Below are 22,554 nucleotides of genomic sequence, written 5' to 3' on the forward strand. Positions count from 1 at the left end.
CCTGACGACGGATCTGCTGCGGATGGACTGGCCTCCTCCCGGCTAAAGCCGGTCCTACGGGATGACCTTATTCCAACGGTGTGTGTTGGTTACACCTCCCGCAACCGATACCCAACCCCCGCCTCGGTGACGATAAACCTCGGCGCGGTCGGGTCGTCGGCGAGTTTTTGGCGCAGATGGCCAACAACGATGCGCAGGTAATGGGTGTCTTCGGTATGGGTCGGGCCCCAGATGTCCTTGAGCAATTGCTGCTGGGTGATGACCCTGCCCGGATACCGCGCCAGTTGCGCCAGCACCGCGTATTCCTTGCGGGTCAGGCCCACTTCGACGCCGTCCAGCGATACCCGACGATAAGCCAGGTCCACGGTCAATGGCCCGAACTGCAAGGCGGCACTTTGCGGTTCGCCACTGGGCGCCTGGCGCAGCAAGGCGCGAATGCGGGCGAGAAATTCCTGAATACCGAAGGGTTTGGTCACGTAGTCATTGGCACCGCCATCGAGGGCCTCGACTTTCTGTGCTTCGCTGGCGCGCACCGAGAGCACCAGCACCGGCACGCCGGACCACTCGCGAAACTCGCGCAGCACCTGCTGGCCGTCCATGTCCGGCAAACCGAGATCCAGCACCAGCAAATCCGGTTTGTTCAGCGCCGCCTGGCTCAAACCTTCAATGCCGGTCCCGGCCTCAATGACTTTATAACCCTGTGACACGAGGCTGATCCGCAGGAATTTGCGAATCTGCGGCTCGTCGTCAATCACCAGAATGGTTGCGGTCTGACTCATGAGTGCCTTGGCGGTGCAGTGGGCGAAATGACCGCCAGACTATCAGACGGCGACTCTATTTCAGCTTCCGGTTGCGTTTGTAACGGCAGATGCAAGGTGATGCAGGTGCCCTGGCCTTCAATGCCCGGCCCGACGCTGATCCGCCCGCCATGGGCACCGACCATGCCCTGACAGATCGCCAGGCCAAGCCCCGTGCCCTGCCCGCCGCGATCACCACGAGCCGCGGTGTAGAACATGTCGAAAATTTTCGCCCGCTCATCTTCGGGAATCCCCGGTCCTTCATCGCTGACCGAAAAAAACAGTTCGTTGTCAGTGGCACCGGCTTCCAGCTGCAAGCGGCCATTGACCGGTGAAAAGCGCGCGGCGTTTTCCAGCACATTGACCAGCGCCTGCTCGATCAAAGCCGCATGCACGTAAAGCAGCGGCAGTTCGGCGGGCACCTGGACGCCGACTTGCAGCGATGCCAGCACCACGCGCAGACGATTAAGTGCACTGCCGACGATATCCCCAGCCGAGACCCAGTCCCGCGCCAGTTTCAACGCACCGTGCCCCAGCCGGGTCATGTCCAGCAGATTCTGGATATAGCGATCCAGGCGCTCGGCTTCGTCGCGGGTGCCTTCCAGCAATTCGCGACGATCCTCCAGCGGAATGGCTTCGCCCAGCGACAACAGGCTGTCGATGCTGCCGCGCATGGCCGTAAGTGGCGTGCGCAGGTCATGGGACACCGAGGCCAGCAAAGCGCTGCGCAACTGCTCGGTTTCGCCATGCAGGCGCGCCGCTTCGAGGTCTTCGGCGAGTTGCGCACGGGCCAACGCCTGGGCCAGCGGCTGGCTGAGGGCAGTCAACAAACGACGGCGCTGGGCAGTGAACGGCTGCCCGACCCGAGGACAAACGCCAAGCAACGCCAATGGGCCTTGTTCGCCGGATAACGGCCACCACCACCAGCGACTGGACGGCAAGGTACCGGTGCCGTGGCCTGCGGCCTGATCATGCTGCCAGGCCCAATCTGCCGCCGCGCGCTCCGCTTCGGACAATTGCACCGCAGTGCCGCTCGCCACTTTCCAGCCACCCTCGCCGTCATGTTCGATCAGGCACACGTCCAGCTCGCGCCAGCCATTGAGGTGTTGGCCCGCCGCACTGAGCACGGCTTGCCGATCAGTGGCCGCCGTCAGTTTGCGCGACAGATCCAGCAGCTCACTGGTTTCTTGCTGGGTGTCGCGCAGGGCCTGCAACTGCCGTCGCTGGCGCGCGGCGAGATTGCCGGTCAGGGCCGACATCAACAGGAAGAACAGCAAGGTCAGCACGTCTTCTTCTCGCTGAATGCTCAGGGAAAAGTTCGGCGGGATGAATAAAAAGTCATAGGCCAGAAACGACAAGGCCGCGCAAGCCAATGCCGGCCCGACGCTGCTGCGCACCGCCACCAGCAAAACCGCAGCGAGAAACACCAACGAAATATTCGGCAACGCCAGCACGCCAGACACCGCCCAGGCCAGCGCACTGGCCAGCACCGTGGCGAGCAGCGCCAGGCCGTAATCGAACCAGATGATAGGTCCCGGCGAACGGCTGCGCGGCTGGTCCGGCTGCGGCTCGCTGTCGAGCACACTGACTTCCAGCCCATGGGCTTCGCGCAGCAGCCGCGCCGCCACGCCACCGCCCAGCAACCGGCGCCAGAAGCGCGGCCGCGACTGACCCACGAGAATCAGACTGGCGCGGCGTTCGGCGGCATGTTGAATCAAGGTTTTGGCCACTTCTCCCGCGCGCAGCAGCACCACTTCGCCCCCCAGGCGCTCCGCCAGTTGCTGGGCGTTTTGCAAGCGTGTGCGGGCCTGTTCGTCGAAAGCCCGGCCGTTATCCACATGCACCAGGCTCCAGGGCAGATGCCGTCGTTGCGCCACACGACTGGCGTGGCGCACCAGACGTTCGGCATGCACATCGCCATCAATGCCCACCAACAAACGACCGCGCACTGGCGGCGCGTCGCGGCCCAGTTGCCGATAACCTTGGGCCAGGTCGTCGTCCACTTGCGCGGCAGCGGTCTGCATCGCCAGTTCGCGCAGCGCCGTGAGGTTGGTCTGGGTGAAAAACGCGTCGATGGCGGCCCGCGCCTGCTCCGGTACGTACACCTTGCCGTCGCGCAGCCGCTCCAGCAATTCCCGGGGCGGCAGATCGATCAGCACCAGTTCGTAGGCTTCCTGCAAGACCCAGTCCGGCAGTGTCTCGCGAACCTGCACGCCAGTGATGCCGCGCACCTGATCGTTGAGACTTTCCAGATGCTGAACATTGACGGTGGTGTAGACGTCGATGCCCGCCGCGAGCAGTTCCTGAATGTCCTGCCAGCGTTTGCTGTGACGACTGCCGGGGGCGTTGCTGTGGGCCAGTTCGTCGACCAGCACCAGCTTGGGCCTGGGCTTGAGCGCCAGCACACCGTCGAGGTCCATTTCCTCCAGGGTTACGCCCCGGTATTGCGAGCGCACCAGCGGTTGTTGCACCAACCCGCCGAGCAAAGCTTCGGTTTCCGCGCGGCCGTGGGTTTCCACCACGCCGGCCAGCACCGTTACGCCCTGACGCAACTGGGTATGCGCGGCCTGAAGCATGGCGTAGGTCTTGCCCACGCCCGGCGCGGCGCCCAGGAACACTTTGAGACGACCACGCCCGTCCTTGGGCATATCGGCTAGTAACGCGTCGGCTCGGCCGGAATCACTCATGGTTGTGGTTGCTCATTCATAGCTGGGCATTGCGTTGCGCAGACGGTAACTCATTCAACGCCTGATTCAAGGCCAATACATTGACCACCGGCGGGCCGATCAGCGGCCGATCGGTGCTGGCCTCGATCAAACCCTGCACTTTATCGAGCGGCAACTGCCGGGCAGCGGCCACTCGGGCGGCCTGATAAATCACCGCCGACGGCGGCAGATGCGGATCGAGGCCGCTGCCGGAAGTGGTCAGCAAGGCCAATGGCACCGGGCCCTGACCTGGCACCGACGCTTTGTTGGCGTCTTCGGTGATGCGCGCGGCCAGCGCCGGATTGCTCGGCGAAAGGTTGCTCGCACCACTGGCGACCGTGGCAAACGCCCCGGCCGAGGGGCGTGAATGGAACCACTCATCGCCGCTGAACGACTGCGCGATCAATTGCGAACCGCGCACTTTGCCCGCTGCGTCATAAATCAGGCTGCCATTGGCTTGTTCAGGAAAAGCGACTTGAGCAATCCCGGTGACCACTAATGGATAAGCGACGCCGGTGATGAGCGTCATCAGGGCAAGCATGCTCAGGGCGGGACGGAAGAATGTGGACATGATGAAAATCCTCGGAAGAATGTGAAATCGGTTCGCGGGCAAGCCTCGCCAACAGGTTCAGATCGGGTTCAGACCAGGTTCAGGCCCACCAACACCATGTCGATGGCCTTGATCCCCACAAATGGCACGACGATCCCGCCCAAGCCGTAGATCAGCAGATTACGACGCAGCAATTGCGCGGCGCTGGCGGCTTGCACGCGTACACCGCGCAGAGCCAGCGGGATCAGTACAACGATGATCAGAGCGTTGAAGACGATGGCCGACAGAATCGCGCTTTGCGGGCTGGCCAGTTGCATGATGTTCAGCACGCCCAGTTGCGGATAAATCGACGCGAACAGCGCCGGGAGAATCGCGAAATACTTGGCAATGTCGTTGGCGATGGAGAACGTCGTCAGCGCCCCACGGGTCACCAGCAACTCTTTGCCGATCTGCACCACGTCCAGCAGTTTGGTTGGGTCGCTGTCCAGATCGACCATGTTCGCCGCTTCCCGCGCCGCCTGGGTGCCATCGTTCATCGCCATGCCCACGTCGGCCTGGGCCAGGGCTGGCGCATCGTTGGCGCCGTCGCCGCACATCGCCACCAGACGACCGTCGTTCTGCTCCATGCGGATACGTTCGAGTTTCTTCTCCGGCGTGGCTTCGGCCAGCACGTCGTCGACGCCCGCCTCCGCAGCAATAGCCGCAGCGGTCAGCGGATTGTCGCCGGTGACCATCACGGTGCGAATGCCCAGCTTGCGCAATTCGGCAAAGCGTTCACGAATGCCCGGTTTGACCACGTCCTTGAGGTGAATGGCCCCCAACAGCTTTTTATCCACACACACCAACAGCGGTGTGCCGCCGGTCTTGGCGATCTTGTCGATTTCCCGCGCCAGGGCTGGCGGCAGATCGCTGCGTTGCATGTCGACAAAGGCCAGCAGCGAATCCACCGCGCCTTTGCGATATACCCGAGCCTGATAGTCGACGCCTGATAACCGCGTCTCGGCGCTGAAGGGTACGGCGGTCAATTCGGTGGGCTGCGGCTCCAGCATCGGCTGCAGGTTGCGCAGATATTCGACGATGGATTTGCCTTCCGCCGTATCGTCGGCCAGCGACGCCAGCAATGCGCCTTCGCCGAGTTCCTTGGCAGACACGCCCGGCGCTGCATACAGCGCGGTGCAACGGCGATTGCCGAAGGTGATGGTGCCGGTCTTGTCCAGCAACAGCACATGCACGTCACCCGCTGCTTCCACGGCGCGCCCGGATTTGGCGATGACATTGAGGCGCACCAGTCGGTCCATGCCGGCGATGCCAATGGCCGAGAGCAAGCCGCCAATGGTGGTCGGGATCAACGTGACCAGCAGCGCCACCAGAAACACCAGCGGCAAGCTGCCACCGGCAAAGTGGGCGAATGGCTGCAACGTCACGACCACCAACAGGAAGATCAGCGTCAGGCCGATCAACAGGATATCCAGCGCCACTTCGTTGGGCGTTTTCTGGCGTTTGGCGCCTTCGACCAGGGCGATCATGCGGTCCAGGGTCGACTCGCCGGGGTTGGCGCTGATCCGCACCAGCAGCCAGTCCGAGACCAACCGCGTGTTGCCGGTGACTGCTGAACGATCACCGCCGGACTCGCGAATCACGGGGGCGGATTCCCCGGTAATCGCCGCCTCGTTGACGGCGGCGATGCCTTCGATCACCTCGCCGTCACCGGGAATCATTTCCCCGGCTTCGACCCGCACCACGTCGCCTTTGCGCAAGGCGCTGGCATTGACCACGCTGAACGCGCCCGCCTCGTCACGGCGTCGTGCCTTGAGGCCTTCACTGCCCGCCTTGAGGCTGTCGGCGCGAGCCTTGCCACGACCTTCTGCCAGCGCTTCGGCGAAGTTGGCGAACAACACGGTGAACCACAACCACAGGGCGATTTGCACCGCCACTGAGGTTGGCACCGCCGGATCGGGAATGACGCACAGAATCGTGGTCAGGATCGCGGTGAGTTCCACCACCAGCATCACCGGCGAGCGAACCAGTTGGCGTGGATCGAGTTTGACAAAAGCCTGGATCAGCGCCGGACGCCACAGGGCCGAGAGGCGGGTTTTGCCCGACTCAGCCTTTAACTGCGGCTCAGCGGTTTTTGCAGCTGGAATGTGCATCGTCATGATCGGTTCCTCAGAAGCCCAGGCTCAAGTGTTCGGCAATCGGGCCCAATGCCAGGGTCGGCAGAAAGGTCAGGCCGCCCACCAGCAAAATGGTCACGGTCAGCAAGGTGACAAACAGCGGGCCGTGGGTCGGAAAGCTGTTCAGGCCAAGCGGAGCGGTTTTTTTCATTGCCAGGCTTCCCGCCAGAGCCATCACCGGCAGGATGTAGCCGAAGCGACCGATGAACATCGCCAGGCTGAGCATCAGGTTATGGAACACGGTGTTGGCGCTAAACCCGCCGAACGCCGAACCGTTGTTGGCGGTGGCCGAGGTGTAGGCGTAGAGCAACTGGCTGAAGCCGTGCGGACCAGGATTGCTCACCGACGCCAGCGGGCCGGGCAGACTGGCCGCCACCGCGCCGAGCACCAGCACACCGACCGGCATGACCAGCAGCGTGGCGACCAGCAGCTTGACCTCATGGGCCTGCAACTTTTTGCCCAGATATTCCGGCGTGCGGCCAATCATCAGGCCGGCCAGGAAGACAGCAATCAACACGTTGAGCAGCATGCCGTTGAGGCCCACGCCGACGCCGCCGAAGATCACTTCGCCGACCATCATGTTGGCCAGGGCGACCATGCCGGTCAGCGGGTTGAGGCTGTCATGCATGCCGTTCACTGACCCATTGGACGCCGCCGTGGTGGCGGTCGCCCAGAGAACGGTCGCGGTGGTGCCGAAGCGACTTTCCTTGCCTTCCAGCGGCGCAGTCTGCTCCACGTTCGCGAGGTTCAGCGTCGGGTTCGGCTGATACTCGGCCCACAGCGATACGCCGCCGCCGATCAACAGCAAGGCCAACATGCAGGCGACGATGGCCCGGCTCTGGCGCAGGTCTTTCACGTAATGACCGAAGGTGAACACCAGCGCCGCCGGAATCAGCAGAATCGACACCAGCTCGAACAGGTTGCTCCAGGCGGTCGGGTTCTCGAACGGATGCGCCGAGTTGACGCCGAAGAAGCCGCCGCCGTTGGTGCCCAGTTGCTTGATTGCGATCTGGCTGGCAGCCGGGCCCATGGGCAGGCTTTGATCCGCGCCTTGCAAGGTCAGCGCATCGACGTAGTGAGCAAAACTCTGCGGCACGCCCTGCCAGACCAGAAACAGCGCGAGCACGATGCACAGCGGCACCAGGCCGTAAAGCGTGACGCGGGTCATGTCCGCCCAGAAGTTGCCGAGGTTTTGCGTCGAGCGCCGACTGATGCCGCGACAAAATGCCAGCAACACGGCGATACCCGTCGCGGCACTGACAAAGTTCTGCACGGTCAGGCCGACCATCTGGCTCAAGTAGCTCAACGACGCTTCGCCGCTGTAGCTCTGCCAGTTGGTGTTGGTGACGAAACTCATCGCCGTGTTGAACGCCAGCGACCATTCCATGCCCGGCAATTGTTGCGGGTTGAGTGGCAGCGAGCCCTGCCCTAACAGCATGGCAAACAACAGGACGAAACCGGCCAGGTTGAAGGCCAGCAGCGCGAACAGATAGGTTTTCCAGTTCTGCTCGACCTTGGGATCAATCCCCGACAGGCGATAGCAGATGTTTTCCACCGGGCGCAGCACCGGCGTCAGCCAGGTCCGCTCGCCTTCCACCACCCGATAATAGAAACGCCCAAGCAGCGGCGCGGGCAACAGCACCAGCGCCAGGAAAGCCAGAATCAATAGATAGTCATAACTGTGCATGGCTGCTCCTAAGTCCGGCCTGCGCGTAGCAGCGCAACCAGCAAGTAAATGAACAGCCCTGCCGCCAACAGCAGGGACACCCCATCCAGAACGCTCATCGAAATACTCCGTCGCTGCGGCGATTGCCGCGTGTGAGCCATTGTCGGGACAGAGGGTGTAAAGGAACGAGATCGACGGCTGCGGGACGGCGTAAAGAAGGCGTAAAAATCGGGGGGCGGAGGCGCTGCAAAGCCGTCGGCGCCCGCTGGCTCCAACGGATCTCTGGGTTGCTGCCACCGTGCCACCTGTTACTTCTGACAGGTTCCAGATTCTGCGCAAGGCGTTATCGTGACGGGGTGTGACACATGACAGGGAGTCGACGATGAATCATTCAGCACACAACAGCGCCCATGTGACGAACGTCCATAGGCACCTGGCGACGCCAACAGTGCAATTGACCGTCAAGGAGATGGAAGTCCTGCAATGGGCAGCGATGGGTAAATCCGCGTGGGAGATCTCGCGTATTCAGGACCGGACCGAAGCTGCGGTCAATTTCCACATGTGCAACATTCGCCGTAAATTCGGGGTCAATTCCCTCAGGGCCGCCTTGATCAAGGCCATTGAGCAGAGAGTGATTGTGCTGGAATGACATTCAGACGCGGACCTTTGTACCGATCGCGATACATTTCCGACATTCCCCCGACACCCGATCACCCCACCCTTTCGCCGCGCCTCCCGGCGAAGTAGCATGCGGGGGCGTTGATCTTCAACAGCGGCCAGTGATGGCGGCATCACCAGGCGGCAGTCGCATCATGCAAGCAAGCTCCGACATTCCTGTAGACAACGCCCCGATTGCGGACCAGCGCTGGAACACGCGCGCCTTGATCGTCGACGACGATGTGCCGATCCGCGAACTGCTTTGCGATTACCTGGCGCGCTTCAACATTCAGTGCCGGGGCGTGACCGATGGCAACGAAATGCGCCAGGCGCTGGAGCAGGAAACCTTCGACGTGATCGTGCTCGACCTGATGCTGCCGGGTGAAGATGGCCTGTCGCTGTGTCGCTGGCTGCGCGGCACGTCGGACATTCCGATCCTGATGCTCACCGCTCGTTGCGAACCCACCGACCGGATTATCGGCCTTGAACTGGGCGCCGACGATTACATGGCCAAGCCGTTCGAGCCGCGCGAACTGGTGGCGCGCATTCAGACCGTGCTGCGCCGGGTGCGTGATGATCGCAACGATCAGCGCTCCATCGTGCGCTTCGATGCCTGGCGCCTGAACAGCGTGCTGCGTCAACTGACCGCCGCCGATGGCCTGGTGGTGCCGCTGTCCAACGCCGAGTTCCGCTTGCTGCGAGTCTTTCTGGAACGTCCGCGCCGGGTGCTGAGCCGTGAACAGCTGCTGGATGCGGCACGCGGGCGCTCCATCGAAGCCTTTGATCGCAGCATCGACTTGCTGGTCTCGCGCCTGCGCCAGAAGCTCGGCGACGACCCGAAAAACCCGCAACTGATCAAGACCGTACGCGGCGAAGGCTATCTGTTCGACGCCAGGGACATCGGTTGATTCGCTCCGCAGATACCCTGTTCGCCCGCCTGTTCGGTGGGGCGTTGGTGGCTATTTTTCTGGCGCATCTGCTGGCGTTCATTTGGTTCACGATGTATGGCTTTCCGCCTCCGCCACCGCCTGAGGCAGCCGATGCTCAGCATCAATCCACCGATTTTCAAGGTGAGCGCCCTCCTCCACACACACCGCAACGGAAACCGCCGTTATTTGGCGGGCCTGTGGTGCCGCTGTTTTTTCAAACGATCACCCTGGTGGTTGCCGCCTGGTACGGCGCCAAGGCATTGAGCCGGCCGATCCAGCACCTGAGCGAGGCTGCCGAGCGGCTCAGCGAAAACCTCGACAGCCCGCCGCTGGAACTCAGCGGCCCGCGCGAGGTGCGTCAGGCCGCGCAGACTTTCAACCTGATGCAGGAGCGTATCCGCGATCAGGTAAAACAGCGCGGCCGTATGCTGGCGGCGGTGTCTCATGACCTGCGCACGCCGCTGTCGCGCCTGAAGCTGCGGGTCGAGCAGATCGACGAGCCGAAACTGCACACGCAGATGAGCCAGGACCTCAACGACATGATCGGCATGCTCGACGCCACGCTGACTTACCTCAATGAGCAGCGCAACAGCGAGGATCTGCAGTTGTTTGACTTGCAGGCGCTGATCGAGTCCTTGACCGAAAACGCTCAGGACAATGGCGACGACGTGCAGTGCAACGGCGGCTGCAAACCGCTGAAGATTCAGCCCATGGCGCTGCGTTCCTGCATCAACAATTTGATCGACAATGCCTTGCGCTATGCCGGGCAGGCGCGGGTCGACATTCACGACCAGGAAGATCACGTGACCGTGGCCGTGATTGACAACGGACCAGGCATCGCCGTCGAACACCATGAAGCGGTGTTCGAGCCTTTCTATCGCCTGGAAGGCTCACGCAATCGTAATTCCGGTGGCGTCGGCATGGGCATGACCATTGCCCGGGACGCGGCGCGGCGCATGGGCGGCGACCTGACGCTGGAACAAACGCCCGGCGGCGGCCTGACCGTGCTGCTGGACCTGCCTCGGCGCTGATCCGCGACGTGTGTCCGGCGCGATACAAACCTTACATACCCTCGACAACTCCCGCCTTGAGTCTGCATAAGCCGGTGCACCGCCACCGGCCCAATCCAACCCGATGGGAGTTCGCCCGATGATCAGTGGCGTCAGCAGTAGTTATTCGAGCTATACCAGCACGAGCACAACCTCAAGCGCGAGCAGCAAGAAATTCCAGGAGCAGTTACTGGCCAAGCTCGATACCGACGGCGACGGCAGTATCAGCAAGGATGAAATGAGCACGGCAGTCTCGTCCTCCGACAGTAAAGACGGAATCATGGTCAGCCTGAGCAAGGCGTTCAGCGATCTGGACAGCAATGACGACGACAGCCTGGATGCCGACGAACTGGCGGCGATGGCACCACCGCCGCCGCCGTCCATGCAACCGGACACTGACGTCGCCGAAAGCCTGCTCGGTTCTCTGGACAGTGACGAAGATGGCGCGATCAGCAGCGATGAATTGACCGCCGGCCTGACCAGCGCCGACAGCAGCGCCGACAGCTCCCAGGTGTTCGATGCGCTGGACACCAACGAGGACGGCAGCGTCAGCCTCGACGAACTGACCGCCGCCGTGGATGCCAGCAGTGACGACAGCAGTAACGATGCAGCCGCTCAGGCATTGAGCAAGATGGTTGCGGCCTTGAGCGAGCGTTATGACACTGAAGGCAACAAGCCGGTTGGCAAGTACCTGAACGTCGCGGCGTAAGGGGGATCACGGAAAAAACCCATCCCCGTAGATACCGTCTTGACCCTCATCGCACAACCCGTAGGACCGGCTTTAGCCGGGAGGGCGGAGGGTCTGACGACGCAACTGCTGCGAATGTACCGGACTCCTCCCGGCTAAAGCCGGTCCTACGGGATCTATTCAACTTCGAACAGCGCTTAGCGCTGAACCGTCCGGGCCCCGCGCACCCAATCTGTCAGCAAGCTGTACGCCACCGCCAGCAAGGTCGGGCCGATGAACAGGCCGATGAAACCGAAGGCCAGCAAGCCACCAAAGACGCCCAGCAACACGATCACCAACGGCAAATTGCCGCCACGACTGATCAGGTAGGGCTTGAGCACGTTGTCCACGCCGCTGATGATGAACATGCCCCAAAGGCCGAGGAAAATCGCCATCCCGTATTCGCCATTCCAGGCCAGCCAGGCGGTGGCGGGAATCCAGATCAGCGGCGGCCCCATGGGAATCAGGCTGAACAGGAAGGTCATGATGCCCAGCACCAAGGCGCCCGGCACGCCCGCAATCAGGAAGCCGATCAACGCCAGGACCGCTTGCGCCGCCGCCGTCCCGATCACGCCGTTGACCACGCGCTGTACCGTGCCCGCCACCAGTTCCAGGTAATACTCGGCGCGCTCGCCGATCAGCCGTTCCAGCAGGCTGAGCACGAATGCCGCCAGGCGCGGCCCGTCGCGGTAGAAGAAGAACACGAAGACCAGACTCAAAGTCAGCTCCAGAATCCCGCCGCCAATCTGCGCGCTACGTGCCAGCAACCAGTTGCCCACCTGCCCCAGATAAGGCCGCAGTGTGGTAATCATCGCCGCGCCTTGCTGATCGATGGTGTTCCAGAACGCTACCAGCCGCTCGCCCACGAACGGCACCCCGATCAACCAGGTGGGTGGATCCGGCAGACCGTCGACCTGCACATCCTTGATGAAAGCGGTGGCATCACGCACATGATCGGCCAGATTGAAGCCCAGCCAGACCAGCGGCGCCGCAACCAGCAGCATCCAGCCCAGGGTCAGCACCAGCGCCGCCAGCGACTCGCGGCCTTTGAACCAGCGCGTCAACAGGCGCATCAGCGGCCAGCTGGCAAACGCCAGCACCGCGCCCCAGAACAGCGCCGACCAGAACGGTGCCATCACCCAGACACACGCACTGAGCAACGCCAGGAGCAGGATCTGCACCAACAGGCGATCGTTATTGAGCATGGGTCTATCCAGTAAAAAAAGATCAGAAGCGCAGAGCATAACGGCGAACACTGAACGCGTCAGTGTTCGCCGTGTGCAAAAGTGGATTCAGTGCCGGTTCAGGTGAGTTCGGTCAACGTATGACGTCGATGAACAGGCCAGCCTTGTCGCCGCTGCCCGCTTCGAGCCGCGCCGCGCGTACGCCTTTGGCGATCAATGCCTGACGCCACGCTTCGGCGTCAGCGCCACCAACGGTCACCCGCAACGAGCTGTCCAGATTCAGGCCTCTGGAAACCAGTGTCACCCAAACATCCTGTGGTGCCCCGGCCAGCCGTGGCAGCGCCAGCTTGCCGGTGCTCTTGAGTTGCCGCAGCAGCGTCGCCGAGGTCGGCAACAGGTCACCCAACGGCGCGGCCGAATCGAACTGTTCGACATGCAGATACGCGCGGCGGTTGCCACGGGTGATGCTGTACAAGGCCACTAGCGTGTCGTTCTTCGGCTCTGCCAGACGCAGCAGCAAGTAAGCTTGCTGTTCATCCGCGCCGTAGAGCTTGGAATTGCCGAACACTTCATTTGCCCACAGACTGCTTTCGCCGCAGTCACGCGCCTGGCACCAGAACAGCAGTTCCGCGCCCTGGGCCTGAAGGGCTTCGCGCGCGGCAGTAAAGGCCTCGTCGGAAGTGCGTTCGGTGGGGATTTGATAGGTCACGCCGGTGACATTGCCACGGGCGCTGACCTGCCCGTCAAAACGCAGCTGACCGCTGATCTTGCGGATCGAGCCCATGGGATAGATGCGTTCAAGTTCCGCAGCCGGACGGTAATCGACGATTTCGGCGTCGGTCAGGCGCGGCACGATATCCAGATCGCGACTGCCCGGAACGTCGGCCGCCCAAACGCTCAGACTAAAGGCTGAAGCACACAAAGTGAGTCCAAGAGCACTGGTAAAACCCATGGCTGCTCTCATCGAGGCAAGGTTAATTGAAGGAAACGGGCAGGTTTGCCAGACAAGCGATCAGGTGAGGCGGTGCGGACATCCATTGATTCAACTCCTGTTTCAACCCGCCCAGCCTCGGCAGTTGCCAGGCGCAAGTCAAGGAGCGGTAAAGAAGCGATTGAAACAGTCTGCGACAAGAACCGCGCCGGCCTCGTCATTCAAGTGCAAATGATGGCCGCCTGGCAGGCTCGTCACCTGGAATGGCAGTGACGTCAGCAGCGTCTGATTTTGCGCCAGCATCCCCTCTTGCGCCACGATCAGTTGCGTCGGGCAGCGGATTGCGGCGACGAACGCCAGCGCTTGCTCACGGGTGATGCGCACCGCCGAAGGCAAGGTCAGCCGATTGTCGCTGCGCCAGGTGTAGCCACCCGGTACCGGCATCAAGGCGCGCTGGGCCAACAGCTCGGCGGCCTCCTGACTGACGGCTACCGCGCCTTTCATGCGAGCGCGAATCGCGTGGTCCTGATCGGGATAGACCGGCTTGCGCTTGGCGCTCAGGTTTAATTGCGCATGCAAGGATTTACCCAGCTGTTCCGGGGCATTCTCGACCTCGCCAGTGGGTGGGATCAAACCATCGATGAGCGCCAGCCGGGTAACACGCTCGGGCAGCGCGGCGGCGAGAAGTACCGAAATAATCGCCCCCAATGAATGCCCCAGCAGCGAAAACTGTTGCCAACCGAGCTGTTCGGCAACCTGCAAGACATCATGGGCATAGTCCGGCAACGAGTAGCCCGCGCCTTGCGGGCGATGTTCGGAATGGCCATGACCGGCCAGATCCAGGGCGACGATGCGCAAGCCTTCAAGCCTGGGCGCCAGACGGGCAAAACTGTTGGCATTGTCCAGCCAGCCATGCAGGGCGATGACCGGCTGGCCGTCTTCGGGCCCGAACAAATTTGCGGCCAGTTCAATGTGCGGCAAGCTCAGGCGGACTTCTTCGACCGGACGGCTCATGCGCTGACCTGCACAGTGTCGAGCGCAGCCCAGCGGGCAAACAACGTCTTGAGCAGTTGCGCGGTGGCCTCGGGCTGTTCCAGCGGAAACATATGTCCACCGGGCATCGACAGATATTCACCTTGGGGCAAGCGCCGCACCGAACGCGCATGGTGACGCATCACCACCCGACTGTGCTCGCCACGGACCATCGCCAGGGGCACCTTGAGCTGACGCGAACCATCGGGCCGGGTATGCGGCACGCTGCGATAGATGCTGATTTCCGTGGCGGGGTCAAAGCGCAAGCGCAGTTGTTCGCCGTCGGCCTGTAGCCCGTGGCGTAAATAGGCGTCAAAACACTCGGGATCGAAGCGCCGGAACAGGGTCTTGCCGGCGAAATAAAGGCGCGCGGCGTCAAGGTCGGCAAAGGCTTCGCGACGTCCCAGCGTGCGGCCAGCCGGGGTAATGCGGTCGATGAAACCAAAGCGTTTGGCGGCACGGATCATCCACTGATCGGCCAGGGTCAGCACCGGCGAATCGAGCATGACCACCCCGCGATACAGCTCCGGACAGCGCAGCGCGGCATGAAAATGCAGCACACCACCCAAGGAATGGCCCACGCCCCAGACCGGCTCGGGTTGTTCGCGCAGGTGATGGATCAATTCGTCGACCAGATTCAGCCAGTTGTCATCAACCGGGAAACGCGGGTCATGGGCATGCTGCTCCAGATGGCTCACGAGGTAATCCGGCGCCAGCGCCGTAAACAACTTGCCGTAAGTGGCCGACGGAAAACCGTTGGCGTGAGCGAAGAACACCTGTTGCGACATGCCGGCATATCCAGTGAGCAAACCAGTGACGATTGTGCGCAGTGGCTGTGCCTTCGGCAACGACTGGAAGTGCCATCGACGATGGCACTCCGGTCATGCACCGGCAAAAAAGCGGCTTAGCGGCCTGGCGGCTCCTGTCCCAGCGGCACCACGGCAATGGTCAGACGCGAAATACAGCTGGTCTTGCCTTCATCGCCGGTCAGGCGAATGTCCCACACGTGGGTGGTGCGGCCGATATGGACCGGGCGCGCGACAGCGGTGACCCGACCGCTGCGCAGGCCGCGCAGGTGGTTGGCGTTGACTTCAATGCCAACGCAAAAGTATTTGCTGGTGTCGATGCACAGGTAGCTGGCCGTCGAGCCGACCGATTCCGCCAACACCACCGACGCCCCGCCATGCAGCAGGCCGTAAGGTTGGTGCGTGCGATGATCGACCACCATGCTGGCGGTCAGCGAATCGTCGGTAAATGACTCGAAACGGATGTCCAGCCATTCGAGGATGGTGTTCTTGTTCAGGGCATTGAGTTGTTCGATGTTCGGTTGATCGCGCCACAGACCCATGTTCAATCCTTTTTATTGGGCGCTCGTGGAAGCTGAGCGCCAGACGCCAACTATCTTTCACCTCCACCCGCCTGCGCAAGCGCTGATGCTTTTTCAGGCAGGCGTGGACCCGGGTTTTCCTTGAGCCGCCCGGTCAGGCGCACATAGCCTTGCTCGTCCAGCTCGCCCCTGTCTCCCGTGCGCAGGAAACCTTCGGTGAATGCCTCGACGGTTTTCAGCGGTTGCTTGAAGTAACCAAGCATCGTCGCGCCACTGCGCACCAGCAGCTCGCCCTCCTCCGCCAGCCGCACCTCGACCTGCGGACACGGCTGGCCGATCCAGCCGCTCTTGTGCTGGCCTGGTCGGCAGATATGCGAGTAGCCGCAGTTTTCGGTCAGGCCGTACGCTTCGAGGACCTCCACCCCAAGCCGTTGATACCAATGCCGCAGGTCTTCCGACAGCGGCGCAGCGCCCGACACGGCAACCCGCAACGCGTCCAGCCCAAGGCTCTTGCGCATCTTGCGCGCGAACAGCCTGCCGAATAGCGGCACACTTAACAGCACCTCCAGACGCGCGGCGGGAGTCTTGCTGTGTGCGCTCGCCTGGATTTTGCTCCAGATCCCTGGCACGCCAAACAGCGCCGTGGGCCGCGCGCGCTTCAGATCGACGAAAAAGGTGTCCTGGTCCTCGGCAAAAAATACTGTTGGCCCGGCATAGATCGACGCCAGTTCCACGAACATTCGCTCGGCCACACAGCACAGCGGCAGACAAGACAGCAACCGGTCCTTTTCGCCCAGCCCGAAAATCCCGCTGCCATGGGTGATCGCAAAGGCCAGGGTGCCGAAGCTGTGCATGACGCCCTTGGGCCGTCCGGTGCTGCCAGAGGTGTAGATAATGGTCGCCAACTGATCGTAGCGCCCGATGGGGTTGTCCTGGATCGGTGACCAGGCCTGCAACTCATCCCAACGAAAATCAAATGAACCTTCAGGGCAGAGCGGCAACGCGACGGTTGGCAACCCGGCGCTGATACCGCAACTGATGCCTGGCCAGTCGTCCAGTCTGCCGACGAAGACCATCGCCGCCTCCGAGTGCTCCAGCACCTGAGCGACCGCTCCGGCGCTGAGGTAAGGATTCAACGGCACCGAGACATGCCCGGCCATCCAGATCGCCAGGTCGGCAATGATCCAGTGTGCGCAGTTTCTGGAAAGAATCGCGATGACGCTGCCCTGTGGCAAGCCTTGCCGACGTAACCAGTGCGCCGCGCGGCGGGCCTGATTGCCGACCTCGGACCAGCTCAGCTTCTGGACCTGCCCCCCTGCCAGCGGCTGGACCAGAAAACACTTGTCCGGATGACGATCCTCACGATCATAGAAGCGGCTCAACGGCAGACTGATGGCGGTCGTCATGGCTCATGTTCCTTATTGTTATTGGGCAAGCGTAGTCGACCGGGTATTTACCCGGTGCTTGCGCAGCAATAAAACAGAGGAACGGTGCGGGGGCTGTTGGAGGTTCTATGTTTGGGGGGCAACCCACAGACGCCGCAGATGTGTCGGGTTTAATTGTGAGGTGACGGACCTAACGCATGCTCGACTGTAGACCCGTTGGAGCGAGGCTTGCCCGCGAAGAACGATAACGCGGTGAATCAGGCCCACCAAGGCGTCTGGTTCGCGGGCAAGCCCCGCTCCAACGGGCTCAACGGGCGCCAACGGGTTCAAACGTGTCGAACGCTGTCCAGTTCCATGGCCCCGGCCAGCGGGAAAACACCCGACAGCTCTGCCAGGCTTGCGGTACTCATGGGCTGGGGTTGCTGGGTGCTGCCGTGCACAGCCAGGCCAATCAGCGCCCCCACCAGCGGTTGATGGCTGACGAGCAGGACATCCTCGTTCGCACACGCGTCCAGATGCTTCAACACCTGGCGCGGATCATTGTCCGGCGTGAGCCAGGGCACGATAACCACCGGCCCGCTAAACCCCAGCGCGTCCCTGACCAGCTCGGCGGTTTGCCGGGCTCGAACGTAAGGGCTGACGAGGATGCGCTGCAAAGGCTGGCCCATCAGATGCGCCGCGCTGTGCAGCACTTGTTCCCGGCCAGTGCGGGTCAGCTCGCGCTCGGCATCGCTGCGCGCCTGCGCCTGGGCTTCGCCGTGGCGCAGGACCCAGATCTTCATAACTTGGGCTCTTCGTCGCGTACCGGGTGCGCCGCCGCCGGAACACTGTGCGGTGCTTCGCCTTCGGGTGCGCGCGGCGTCGGCCAATCGGCAAACGGCCAGGGTTTCTGGTCGCTGTGGAAGGTGCCGTAACGGCCGATCTGGGCCAGGAACTGGCTCAGACTGTCGCCGAAGTTCATCAGGCTGCCACTTGGCGCGCCGTAGATAAGCCGATAGCACAATTGCACCAGCACCACGCCCGCCAGAACGACTTCGGCGACGTGCCAGACCAGCACAAACAGCACCATCCAGAGGACGCGCAGCAAAATCGACTCATGTTGCTTGAGTTTCGAATCGTTCAAGACACTCTCCCGCAAACAAAATAGGTATTCAGTTGAAACCAGTGATGGAAATGAAGTCGACATCGGTCTTGGGTTCGGCACGCATGAGCTGCTCGATGACCTGTTTCAGGGTACGACCCTCGAAAAGGATAGCGTGCAACCCAGCGACCAGCGGCATATACACCTGCAGCTCGTCCGCCTTGACCTTGAGCACCTTGAGGGTATTGACCCCTTCGGCCACTTCACCCAGACGGTTGACCGCCTCATCCAGACTCAGACCCTGCCCCAGGGCGAAACCGACCTGATAGTTGCGGCTTTTCGGCGATGAACAGGTCACGATCAAATCACCAACGCCGGCCAGGCCGAGAAAGGTCATGGGGTTGGCCCCTTGATTGACTGCGAAACGGGTCATTTCCGCCAGCGCCCGGGTAATCAGCATGCTCTTGGTGTTTTCACCCATTTCCAGCGCGACGGCCATGCCGGCAATAATTGCGTAGACGTTCTTCAGCGCACCGCCCAACTCCACGCCAAAACGATCCGCACTGGCATAAACCCGGAAGGTGCGGCCGTGCAGCGCGGCCTGCACCTGCTGGCACAACTCTTCGTCTTCACTGGCGACCACGGTGGCGGTCAGCGCGTGCTCGGCGATTTCCCGGGCCAGATTCGGCCCCGACAACACGCCAATGCGCGCTAGCGGGGCGATTTCTTCGAGGATCTGGCTCATCAGCTTGAAGGTGTGCGCCTCGATGCCCTTGGTCAGGCTGACCAGCATCTTGCCGCTGAGGCGCTGGACATGGGGGACCAGAACCGAACGCAAGGCGCTGGAAGGCAGCGCCACGAAGACCAGCTCGCTGCCATCGAGCGTGGCGGCCAGGTCCGTGGTCGGTTCGACTTCAGGGCGAACCTTGATGCCTTTGAGATAGCGAGGATTCTCGCGATTGACGCGAATCGCCTCGGCCTGTTCCGGGTCGCGCATCCATTGCCGGACCTGACGGCCGTTTTCTGCCAACAGGTTGGCAATGGCCGTACCGAAGCTGCCGCCGCCGAGAACTGCGACTGGTTGCTGTGTGGTCATAAAACCATCCATCTAGAGCCATCTGATTTTGGCGATGGCGGCATTATACGGAGCGTTGCAGTGTCAGCCAGCGACAAACTGTGTCATGGCACCGCACATTAGCGGTATTGCATCCCCGTCGCGCCGACGACCGGGGACAAGTTCCAGGGAAATAAGCCACGTCTCGGTTCCCATGGGCGACTATTACTGGAATCATTACGACCACCGGCGATTGGAAAACTTCGCTGCATCACAGGAATCACCGGGCGGATGAGTATGGATACAGCGTTGGGCTTAAGGATCGGACATCTGGGCTGCGTCATCACCGGCCTGCTGCTGGCGAACAGCGCTTGCGCAGCTGACGTGCTGTTGACGGCCACCGAAGACAGCCCCGTGGTGCAGGCCTTTGTCAGTGACCTGGCCCAGCGGCGGCCCGAGGATTCCGTGCGTTTTGCCACCACTGGCAACCTGCCGGTGCCTGGAAAGATCCCGGAAACCACACGCCTGATCCTGCTTGATCCCGGCAGCCTGGACTGGCGCCTGCTGGACAGCCAGGGCCCGGCGACGCTGGTGCTGCGCATCAGTCGGATCGAGGCCCATCAGCGCCTGGCAGAGAAACGTCCGCCCAACCTGAGCCTGCTGTGGAGCGACCCGCCCGTCTCCCGACAGCTCAAACTGATCCGGCAATTGTTGCCGCAAGCCAGGCAGGTCGGCGTGCTGTTCGACAGTGACAGCCAGTTCCTGCTCAAGGAAACACGCCACGCTGCTGCGCCGCTGGGCTTGAAAATCGTGTCCCAATCCTGGCGATCCATCGACGACAACCGGCCACTGAGCGAATTGCTGAGCCGCAGCGACGTATTGCTCGGTCTGGACGATACCGAGCTGTACAACGCTCGAACGGCGAAAAACCTGTTGCTCAGCAGTTATGCGCAACAATTGGCGTTGCTCGGCCCGAACGCAGGTTTCGTCACCGCAGGGAGCCTGGCCAGCACCTACAGCGACCAGCACGATTGGCTCGACACCCTAGATGCGCTGCTGGATACGCCCCCCACCAGCTGGCCGCGCGCGTTCTATCCGCCGTATTTCAAGGTCGTGAGCAACCCGCGGGTCGCACGTTCGCTCGGCATCGCCCCGATCAACGACGCTGCGCTGACCGCGCAGCTGACGGATGCGGAGCGCCAGCCGTGAGTAAACGCCGCCAATGGGACATCAACACCCGCACCCAGATGATCAGCCTCGGGCCTGCGTTGCTATTGACGCTGTTGTTGATCAGCTTTTTCACCTTCGTGCGTATCCAGGACCTGCGCCAGGAGGTCAACCACACCGGTCAGCTCATCGCCAACCAACTCGCCCCCGCGTCGGAATATGGGGTTATCGTCGGCAATGACGATGTGCTCCGGGGGCTGATGCGCGCGACCTTGTCCACACCTCACGTGCGTTTCGTTGAAGTGCAGGACAGCGCCAACAATGTTCTGGTGTTCGTTGAGCAGCCCGGCAGGAATGGCGGCAACCCCAAACAGGTGGAGATTTTCCAGGCGCCGATTCGCTCCCAGCGGATCAAACTGAGCAACGACTTCCTCGGGGCGCGTGCAGAAGCGGCGAAGCCTGTGGAGGATTATCTGGGCCGGGTATTGGTGGGCATGTCCAATGATGCCTTCAGCCAGCGTCAGCAGGAAATCCTCTTCAAGGCCGGCATCCTGGCGCTGTTTGCGCTGCTATTCACCTTCTTGCTGGCCCGCCGCCTGGCATCCAGCCTGTCGCAACCGATCAGCGACATGGGCGATGCGGTCAAGGCGATCCAGCAAGGCGATTACAACACGCCGCTGCCGGTGCCCGACGACGCCGAGCTGGGTGATCTGGCGCGGCATATCAACAACCTGGCCTACAACCTGGAAAAAGCCAGCCGCGAACAGCAGCAGTCCATCGATCAGCTGATTCAGGCCCGGGAAGAAGCCGAAAAAGCCAACCGGGCCAAATCCGATTTTCTGGCGATGATGAGCCACGAACTGCGCACCCCCATGAATGGCGTGCTGGGCATGTTGCAGTTGCTGGAAACCACGCGCATGACCGAAGAGCAGACCGAGTACGCGGCACTGGCTACCGAGTCCACGGAGCATTTGCTCAAGGTCATCAACGACATTCTCGACTTCTCGCGGATCGAACGTAACGCCCTGCAAATGGAGAACATCGCGTTCAATCTTGCCGAGGTGATGACCACTTCGACCCAGGCGTTCCAGCACAATGCTCAGCAACGGGGCCTGTTGCTGGAACTGGATCTGCAGGCCGGACTGGGCTCTTTCAACGTGTCCGGTGATCCGACCCGGCTGCGCCAGATTCTGGTCAACCTGATTGGTAACGCCCTGAAATTCACTGAAACCGGCAGTGTCTGTATCCGGGCCGGCTACCAGGAACTGGAAGCGCAGCGCGTGTTGTTCACCTGCACGGTTCGCGACAGCGGCATCGGCATCTCGGCAGATCGCCTGGAGTCGATGTTCGATGCTTTCCAGCAAGCCGACAGTTCCATCTCCAGGCGCTACGGCGGCACCGGCCTGGGCCTGCCGATTGCCCGCACTCTGGCCGAACGCATGGGCGGTGTCCTCAGCGCCCGGAGCGAGGAAGGCCTGGGTTCGACGTTCACGCTGGAGCTGGCGCTGACACGCTTGCCGGTGGAGGTTGCCGATCCGGCCGGGGCTTTGGCTGGCCCGGAAGATGACGACGGCCAGGACCGGTGCGTGTTGCTGGTGGAAGACAATCAGGTCAATCGCACGGTGGTTCAAGCCATGTTGCACAGCCTCGGTTTTCAGGTAAATGTCGCGACCGATGGCGCCCAGGCCGTGAGCATGGCGGGCAGCGGCAACTACGCAGTGATTTTCATGGATTGCCGACTGCCGGTCATGGACGGCTATGAAGCGACCCGGCGCATCCGCCAGCTTCCGGGGCTGGAACAGGTGCCGATCATCGCCCTGACCGCCAACGCATTGCAGGGTGATCGCGACGCCTGTTTACAGGCGGGGATGAACGATTACCTGGCAAAGCCCTTCAAACGTACTGATTTGCAGCAGGTTTTACAGCGCTGGCTGTCCTTTCGGACATCTGCGACTGGCGATAAATGCTAAATTGCGGCAGTCTTGGTAGCCGTATCGACAATCGAAGTCGGTCGGACGACAAATTTCAGTGCACAAGTGTGCTTTCATTTCCCTTGTGCTGTGACTTTCACTACAACGCAATAGTCTATGAGTAGGCTGCCGGCAGAGTCCTGGCGAGTCAGCCGGCCAGGACTGGATC

At 61.9% G+C, this 22,554-nt stretch carries 20 protein-coding genes and 1 pseudogene; 6 read left to right on the top strand and 15 right to left on the bottom strand.

Translation table 11 applies throughout. The features are described 5' to 3' along the window. Window positions 1-89: 89 nt before the first annotated feature. From CFII64_RS03040 to kdpF, 6 genes are all read right to left on the bottom strand, one after another. Window positions 90-779, bottom strand: coding sequence for a response regulator (locus CFII64_RS03040; RefSeq protein WP_020289292.1), 690 nt, complete (start codon window positions 777-779; stop codon window positions 90-92). Then, window positions 776-3,484 carry a sensor histidine kinase KdpD gene (locus tag CFII64_RS03045; RefSeq protein WP_020289293.1) on the bottom strand — a complete coding sequence of 903 codons (2,709 nt, stop codon included), beginning with the start codon at window positions 3,482-3,484 and terminating at the stop codon, window positions 776-778. Before CFII64_RS03045 ends, CFII64_RS03040 begins: the two co-directional genes overlap by 4 nt. Before the next feature lie 16 nt (window positions 3,485-3,500). Continuing rightward, window positions 3,501-4,073: a potassium-transporting ATPase subunit KdpC gene (gene kdpC, locus CFII64_RS03050; protein ID WP_020289294.1), complete on the bottom strand. Its 573-nt coding sequence runs from the start codon at window positions 4,071-4,073 to the stop codon at window positions 3,501-3,503. Between the two features lie 68 nt (window positions 4,074-4,141). Beyond that, entirely contained in the window at window positions 4,142-6,202 is a 2,061-nt protein-coding gene (gene kdpB, locus CFII64_RS03055) for a potassium-transporting ATPase subunit KdpB (protein WP_371106417.1), read from the bottom strand. A gap of 16 nt (window positions 6,203-6,218) precedes the next feature. Further along, a complete protein-coding gene (gene kdpA, locus CFII64_RS03060; RefSeq protein ID WP_020289296.1) occupies window positions 6,219-7,913 on the bottom strand; it encodes a potassium-transporting ATPase subunit KdpA in 1,695 nt (564 codons plus the stop codon). 8 nt (window positions 7,914-7,921) lie between these two features. Continuing rightward, entirely contained in the window at window positions 7,922-8,011 is a 90-nt protein-coding gene (gene kdpF / locus CFII64_RS03065; RefSeq protein WP_044901127.1) for a K(+)-transporting ATPase subunit F, read from the bottom strand. A 263-nt stretch (window positions 8,012-8,274) separates the two neighbouring features. Between kdpF and CFII64_RS03070 the strand changes: the two genes are divergently transcribed. The 4 genes from CFII64_RS03070 (at window position 8,275) to xopAW (ending at window position 11,236) form a co-directional block, all read left to right on the top strand. Continuing rightward, on the top strand, window positions 8,275-8,541 hold the full coding sequence (locus CFII64_RS03070) for a helix-turn-helix domain-containing protein (RefSeq protein ID WP_020289297.1): 267 nt from the start codon (window positions 8,275-8,277) through the stop codon (window positions 8,539-8,541). Window positions 8,542-8,704: 163 nt separating this feature from the next. Beyond that, entirely contained in the window at window positions 8,705-9,457 is a 753-nt protein-coding gene (locus tag CFII64_RS03075) for a response regulator (RefSeq protein ID WP_044901133.1), read from the top strand. After that, complete coding sequence (locus CFII64_RS03080) at window positions 9,454-10,509, top strand: HAMP domain-containing sensor histidine kinase (RefSeq protein ID WP_020289299.1); 1,056 nt, start codon at window positions 9,454-9,456, stop codon at window positions 10,507-10,509. Before CFII64_RS03075 ends, CFII64_RS03080 begins: the two co-directional genes overlap by 4 nt. A gap of 118 nt (window positions 10,510-10,627) precedes the next feature. Next, on the top strand, window positions 10,628-11,236 hold the full coding sequence (xopAW, locus tag CFII64_RS03085; RefSeq protein ID WP_020289300.1) for a XopAW family type III secretion system calcium-binding effector: 609 nt from the start codon (window positions 10,628-10,630) through the stop codon (window positions 11,234-11,236). 176 nt (window positions 11,237-11,412) lie between these two features. Here the strand turns inward: xopAW and CFII64_RS03090 are convergent, their stop codons facing one another. The 9 genes and pseudogenes from CFII64_RS03090 to CFII64_RS03130 form a co-directional block, all read right to left on the bottom strand. Then, window positions 11,413-12,459, bottom strand: a complete 1,047-nt coding sequence (locus tag CFII64_RS03090; RefSeq protein WP_020289301.1) for an AI-2E family transporter — start codon at window positions 12,457-12,459, stop codon at window positions 11,413-11,415. Window positions 12,460-12,571: 112 nt separating this feature from the next. Continuing rightward, window positions 12,572-13,390, bottom strand: a complete 819-nt coding sequence (locus CFII64_RS03095; RefSeq protein ID WP_020289302.1) for a DUF4892 domain-containing protein — start codon at window positions 13,388-13,390, stop codon at window positions 12,572-12,574. Between the two features lie 138 nt (window positions 13,391-13,528). Next, a complete protein-coding gene (locus tag CFII64_RS03100; RefSeq protein WP_020289303.1) occupies window positions 13,529-14,383 on the bottom strand; it encodes an alpha/beta hydrolase in 855 nt (284 codons plus the stop codon). Beyond that, window positions 14,380-15,189, bottom strand: coding sequence for an alpha/beta fold hydrolase (locus tag CFII64_RS03105; protein ID WP_020289304.1), 810 nt, complete (start codon window positions 15,187-15,189; stop codon window positions 14,380-14,382). Before CFII64_RS03105 ends, CFII64_RS03100 begins: the two co-directional genes overlap by 4 nt. A gap of 116 nt (window positions 15,190-15,305) precedes the next feature. Beyond that, window positions 15,306-15,749, bottom strand: coding sequence for a hotdog fold thioesterase (locus CFII64_RS03110; protein WP_020289305.1), 444 nt, complete (start codon window positions 15,747-15,749; stop codon window positions 15,306-15,308). Between the two features lie 116 nt (window positions 15,750-15,865). Next, window positions 15,866-17,134: pseudogene (locus CFII64_RS03115) on the bottom strand (AMP-binding protein); the annotation flags it as partial. A 305-nt stretch (window positions 17,135-17,439) separates the two neighbouring features. Then, window positions 17,440-17,895, bottom strand: a complete 456-nt coding sequence (sixA, locus tag CFII64_RS03120; protein ID WP_020289307.1) for a phosphohistidine phosphatase SixA — start codon at window positions 17,893-17,895, stop codon at window positions 17,440-17,442. Beyond that, complete coding sequence (locus CFII64_RS03125) at window positions 17,892-18,236, bottom strand: DUF4389 domain-containing protein (RefSeq protein WP_020289308.1); 345 nt, start codon at window positions 18,234-18,236, stop codon at window positions 17,892-17,894. The genes sixA and CFII64_RS03125 overlap by 4 nt, the downstream gene beginning before the upstream one ends. A 28-nt stretch (window positions 18,237-18,264) precedes the next feature. Then, window positions 18,265-19,290 (bottom strand): NAD(P)H-dependent glycerol-3-phosphate dehydrogenase, encoded by a 1,026-nt coding sequence (locus tag CFII64_RS03130; RefSeq protein ID WP_020289309.1) that lies wholly within the window; start codon window positions 19,288-19,290, stop codon window positions 18,265-18,267. A gap of 249 nt (window positions 19,291-19,539) precedes the next feature. Here CFII64_RS03130 and CFII64_RS03135 point away from each other — a divergent pair, with 249 nt between their 5' ends. After that, entirely contained in the window at window positions 19,540-20,457 is a 918-nt protein-coding gene (locus CFII64_RS03135) for an ABC transporter substrate-binding protein (protein ID WP_020289310.1), read from the top strand. Beyond that, entirely contained in the window at window positions 20,454-22,385 is a 1,932-nt protein-coding gene (locus tag CFII64_RS03140) for a response regulator (protein ID WP_020289311.1), read from the top strand. The genes CFII64_RS03135 and CFII64_RS03140 overlap by 4 nt, the downstream gene beginning before the upstream one ends. Window positions 22,386-22,554: the final 169 nt, after the last annotated feature.

The organism is Pseudomonas sp. CFII64, assembly GCF_000416235.1.
Lineage (GTDB): Bacteria > Pseudomonadota > Gammaproteobacteria > Pseudomonadales > Pseudomonadaceae > Aquipseudomonas.

Coding starts and splice junctions, on each gene's coding strand:
- CFII64_RS03040 (WP_020289292.1), bottom strand. CDS start 779: ATGAGTCAGACCGCAACCATTCTGGTGATTGACGACGAGCCGCAGATT.
- CFII64_RS03045 (WP_020289293.1), bottom strand. CDS start 3,484: ATGAGTGATTCCGGCCGAGCCGACGCGTTACTAGCCGATATGCCCAAG.
- kdpC (WP_020289294.1), bottom strand. CDS start 4,073: ATGTCCACATTCTTCCGTCCCGCCCTGAGCATGCTTGCCCTGATGACG.
- kdpB (WP_371106417.1), bottom strand. CDS start 6,202: ATGCACATTCCAGCTGCAAAAACCGCTGAGCCGCAGTTAAAGGCTGAG.
- kdpA (WP_020289296.1), bottom strand. CDS start 7,913: ATGCACAGTTATGACTATCTATTGATTCTGGCTTTCCTGGCGCTGGTG.
- kdpF (WP_044901127.1), bottom strand. CDS start 8,011: ATGAGCGTTCTGGATGGGGTGTCCCTGCTGTTGGCGGCAGGGCTGTTC.
- CFII64_RS03070 (WP_020289297.1), top strand. CDS start 8,275: ATGAATCATTCAGCACACAACAGCGCCCATGTGACGAACGTCCATAGG.
- CFII64_RS03075 (WP_044901133.1), top strand. CDS start 8,705: ATGCAAGCAAGCTCCGACATTCCTGTAGACAACGCCCCGATTGCGGAC.
- xopAW (WP_020289300.1), top strand. CDS start 10,628: ATGATCAGTGGCGTCAGCAGTAGTTATTCGAGCTATACCAGCACGAGC.
- CFII64_RS03090 (WP_020289301.1), bottom strand. CDS start 12,459: ATGCTCAATAACGATCGCCTGTTGGTGCAGATCCTGCTCCTGGCGTTG.
- CFII64_RS03095 (WP_020289302.1), bottom strand. CDS start 13,390: ATGGGTTTTACCAGTGCTCTTGGACTCACTTTGTGTGCTTCAGCCTTT.
- CFII64_RS03100 (WP_020289303.1), bottom strand. CDS start 14,383: ATGAGCCGTCCGGTCGAAGAAGTCCGCCTGAGCTTGCCGCACATTGAA.
- CFII64_RS03105 (WP_020289304.1), bottom strand. CDS start 15,189: ATGTCGCAACAGGTGTTCTTCGCTCACGCCAACGGTTTTCCGTCGGCC.
- CFII64_RS03110 (WP_020289305.1), bottom strand. CDS start 15,749: ATGGGTCTGTGGCGCGATCAACCGAACATCGAACAACTCAATGCCCTG.
- sixA (WP_020289307.1), bottom strand. CDS start 17,895: ATGAAGATCTGGGTCCTGCGCCACGGCGAAGCCCAGGCGCAGGCGCGC.
- CFII64_RS03130 (WP_020289309.1), bottom strand. CDS start 19,290: ATGACCACACAGCAACCAGTCGCAGTTCTCGGCGGCGGCAGCTTCGGT.
- CFII64_RS03135 (WP_020289310.1), top strand. CDS start 19,540: ATGAGTATGGATACAGCGTTGGGCTTAAGGATCGGACATCTGGGCTGC.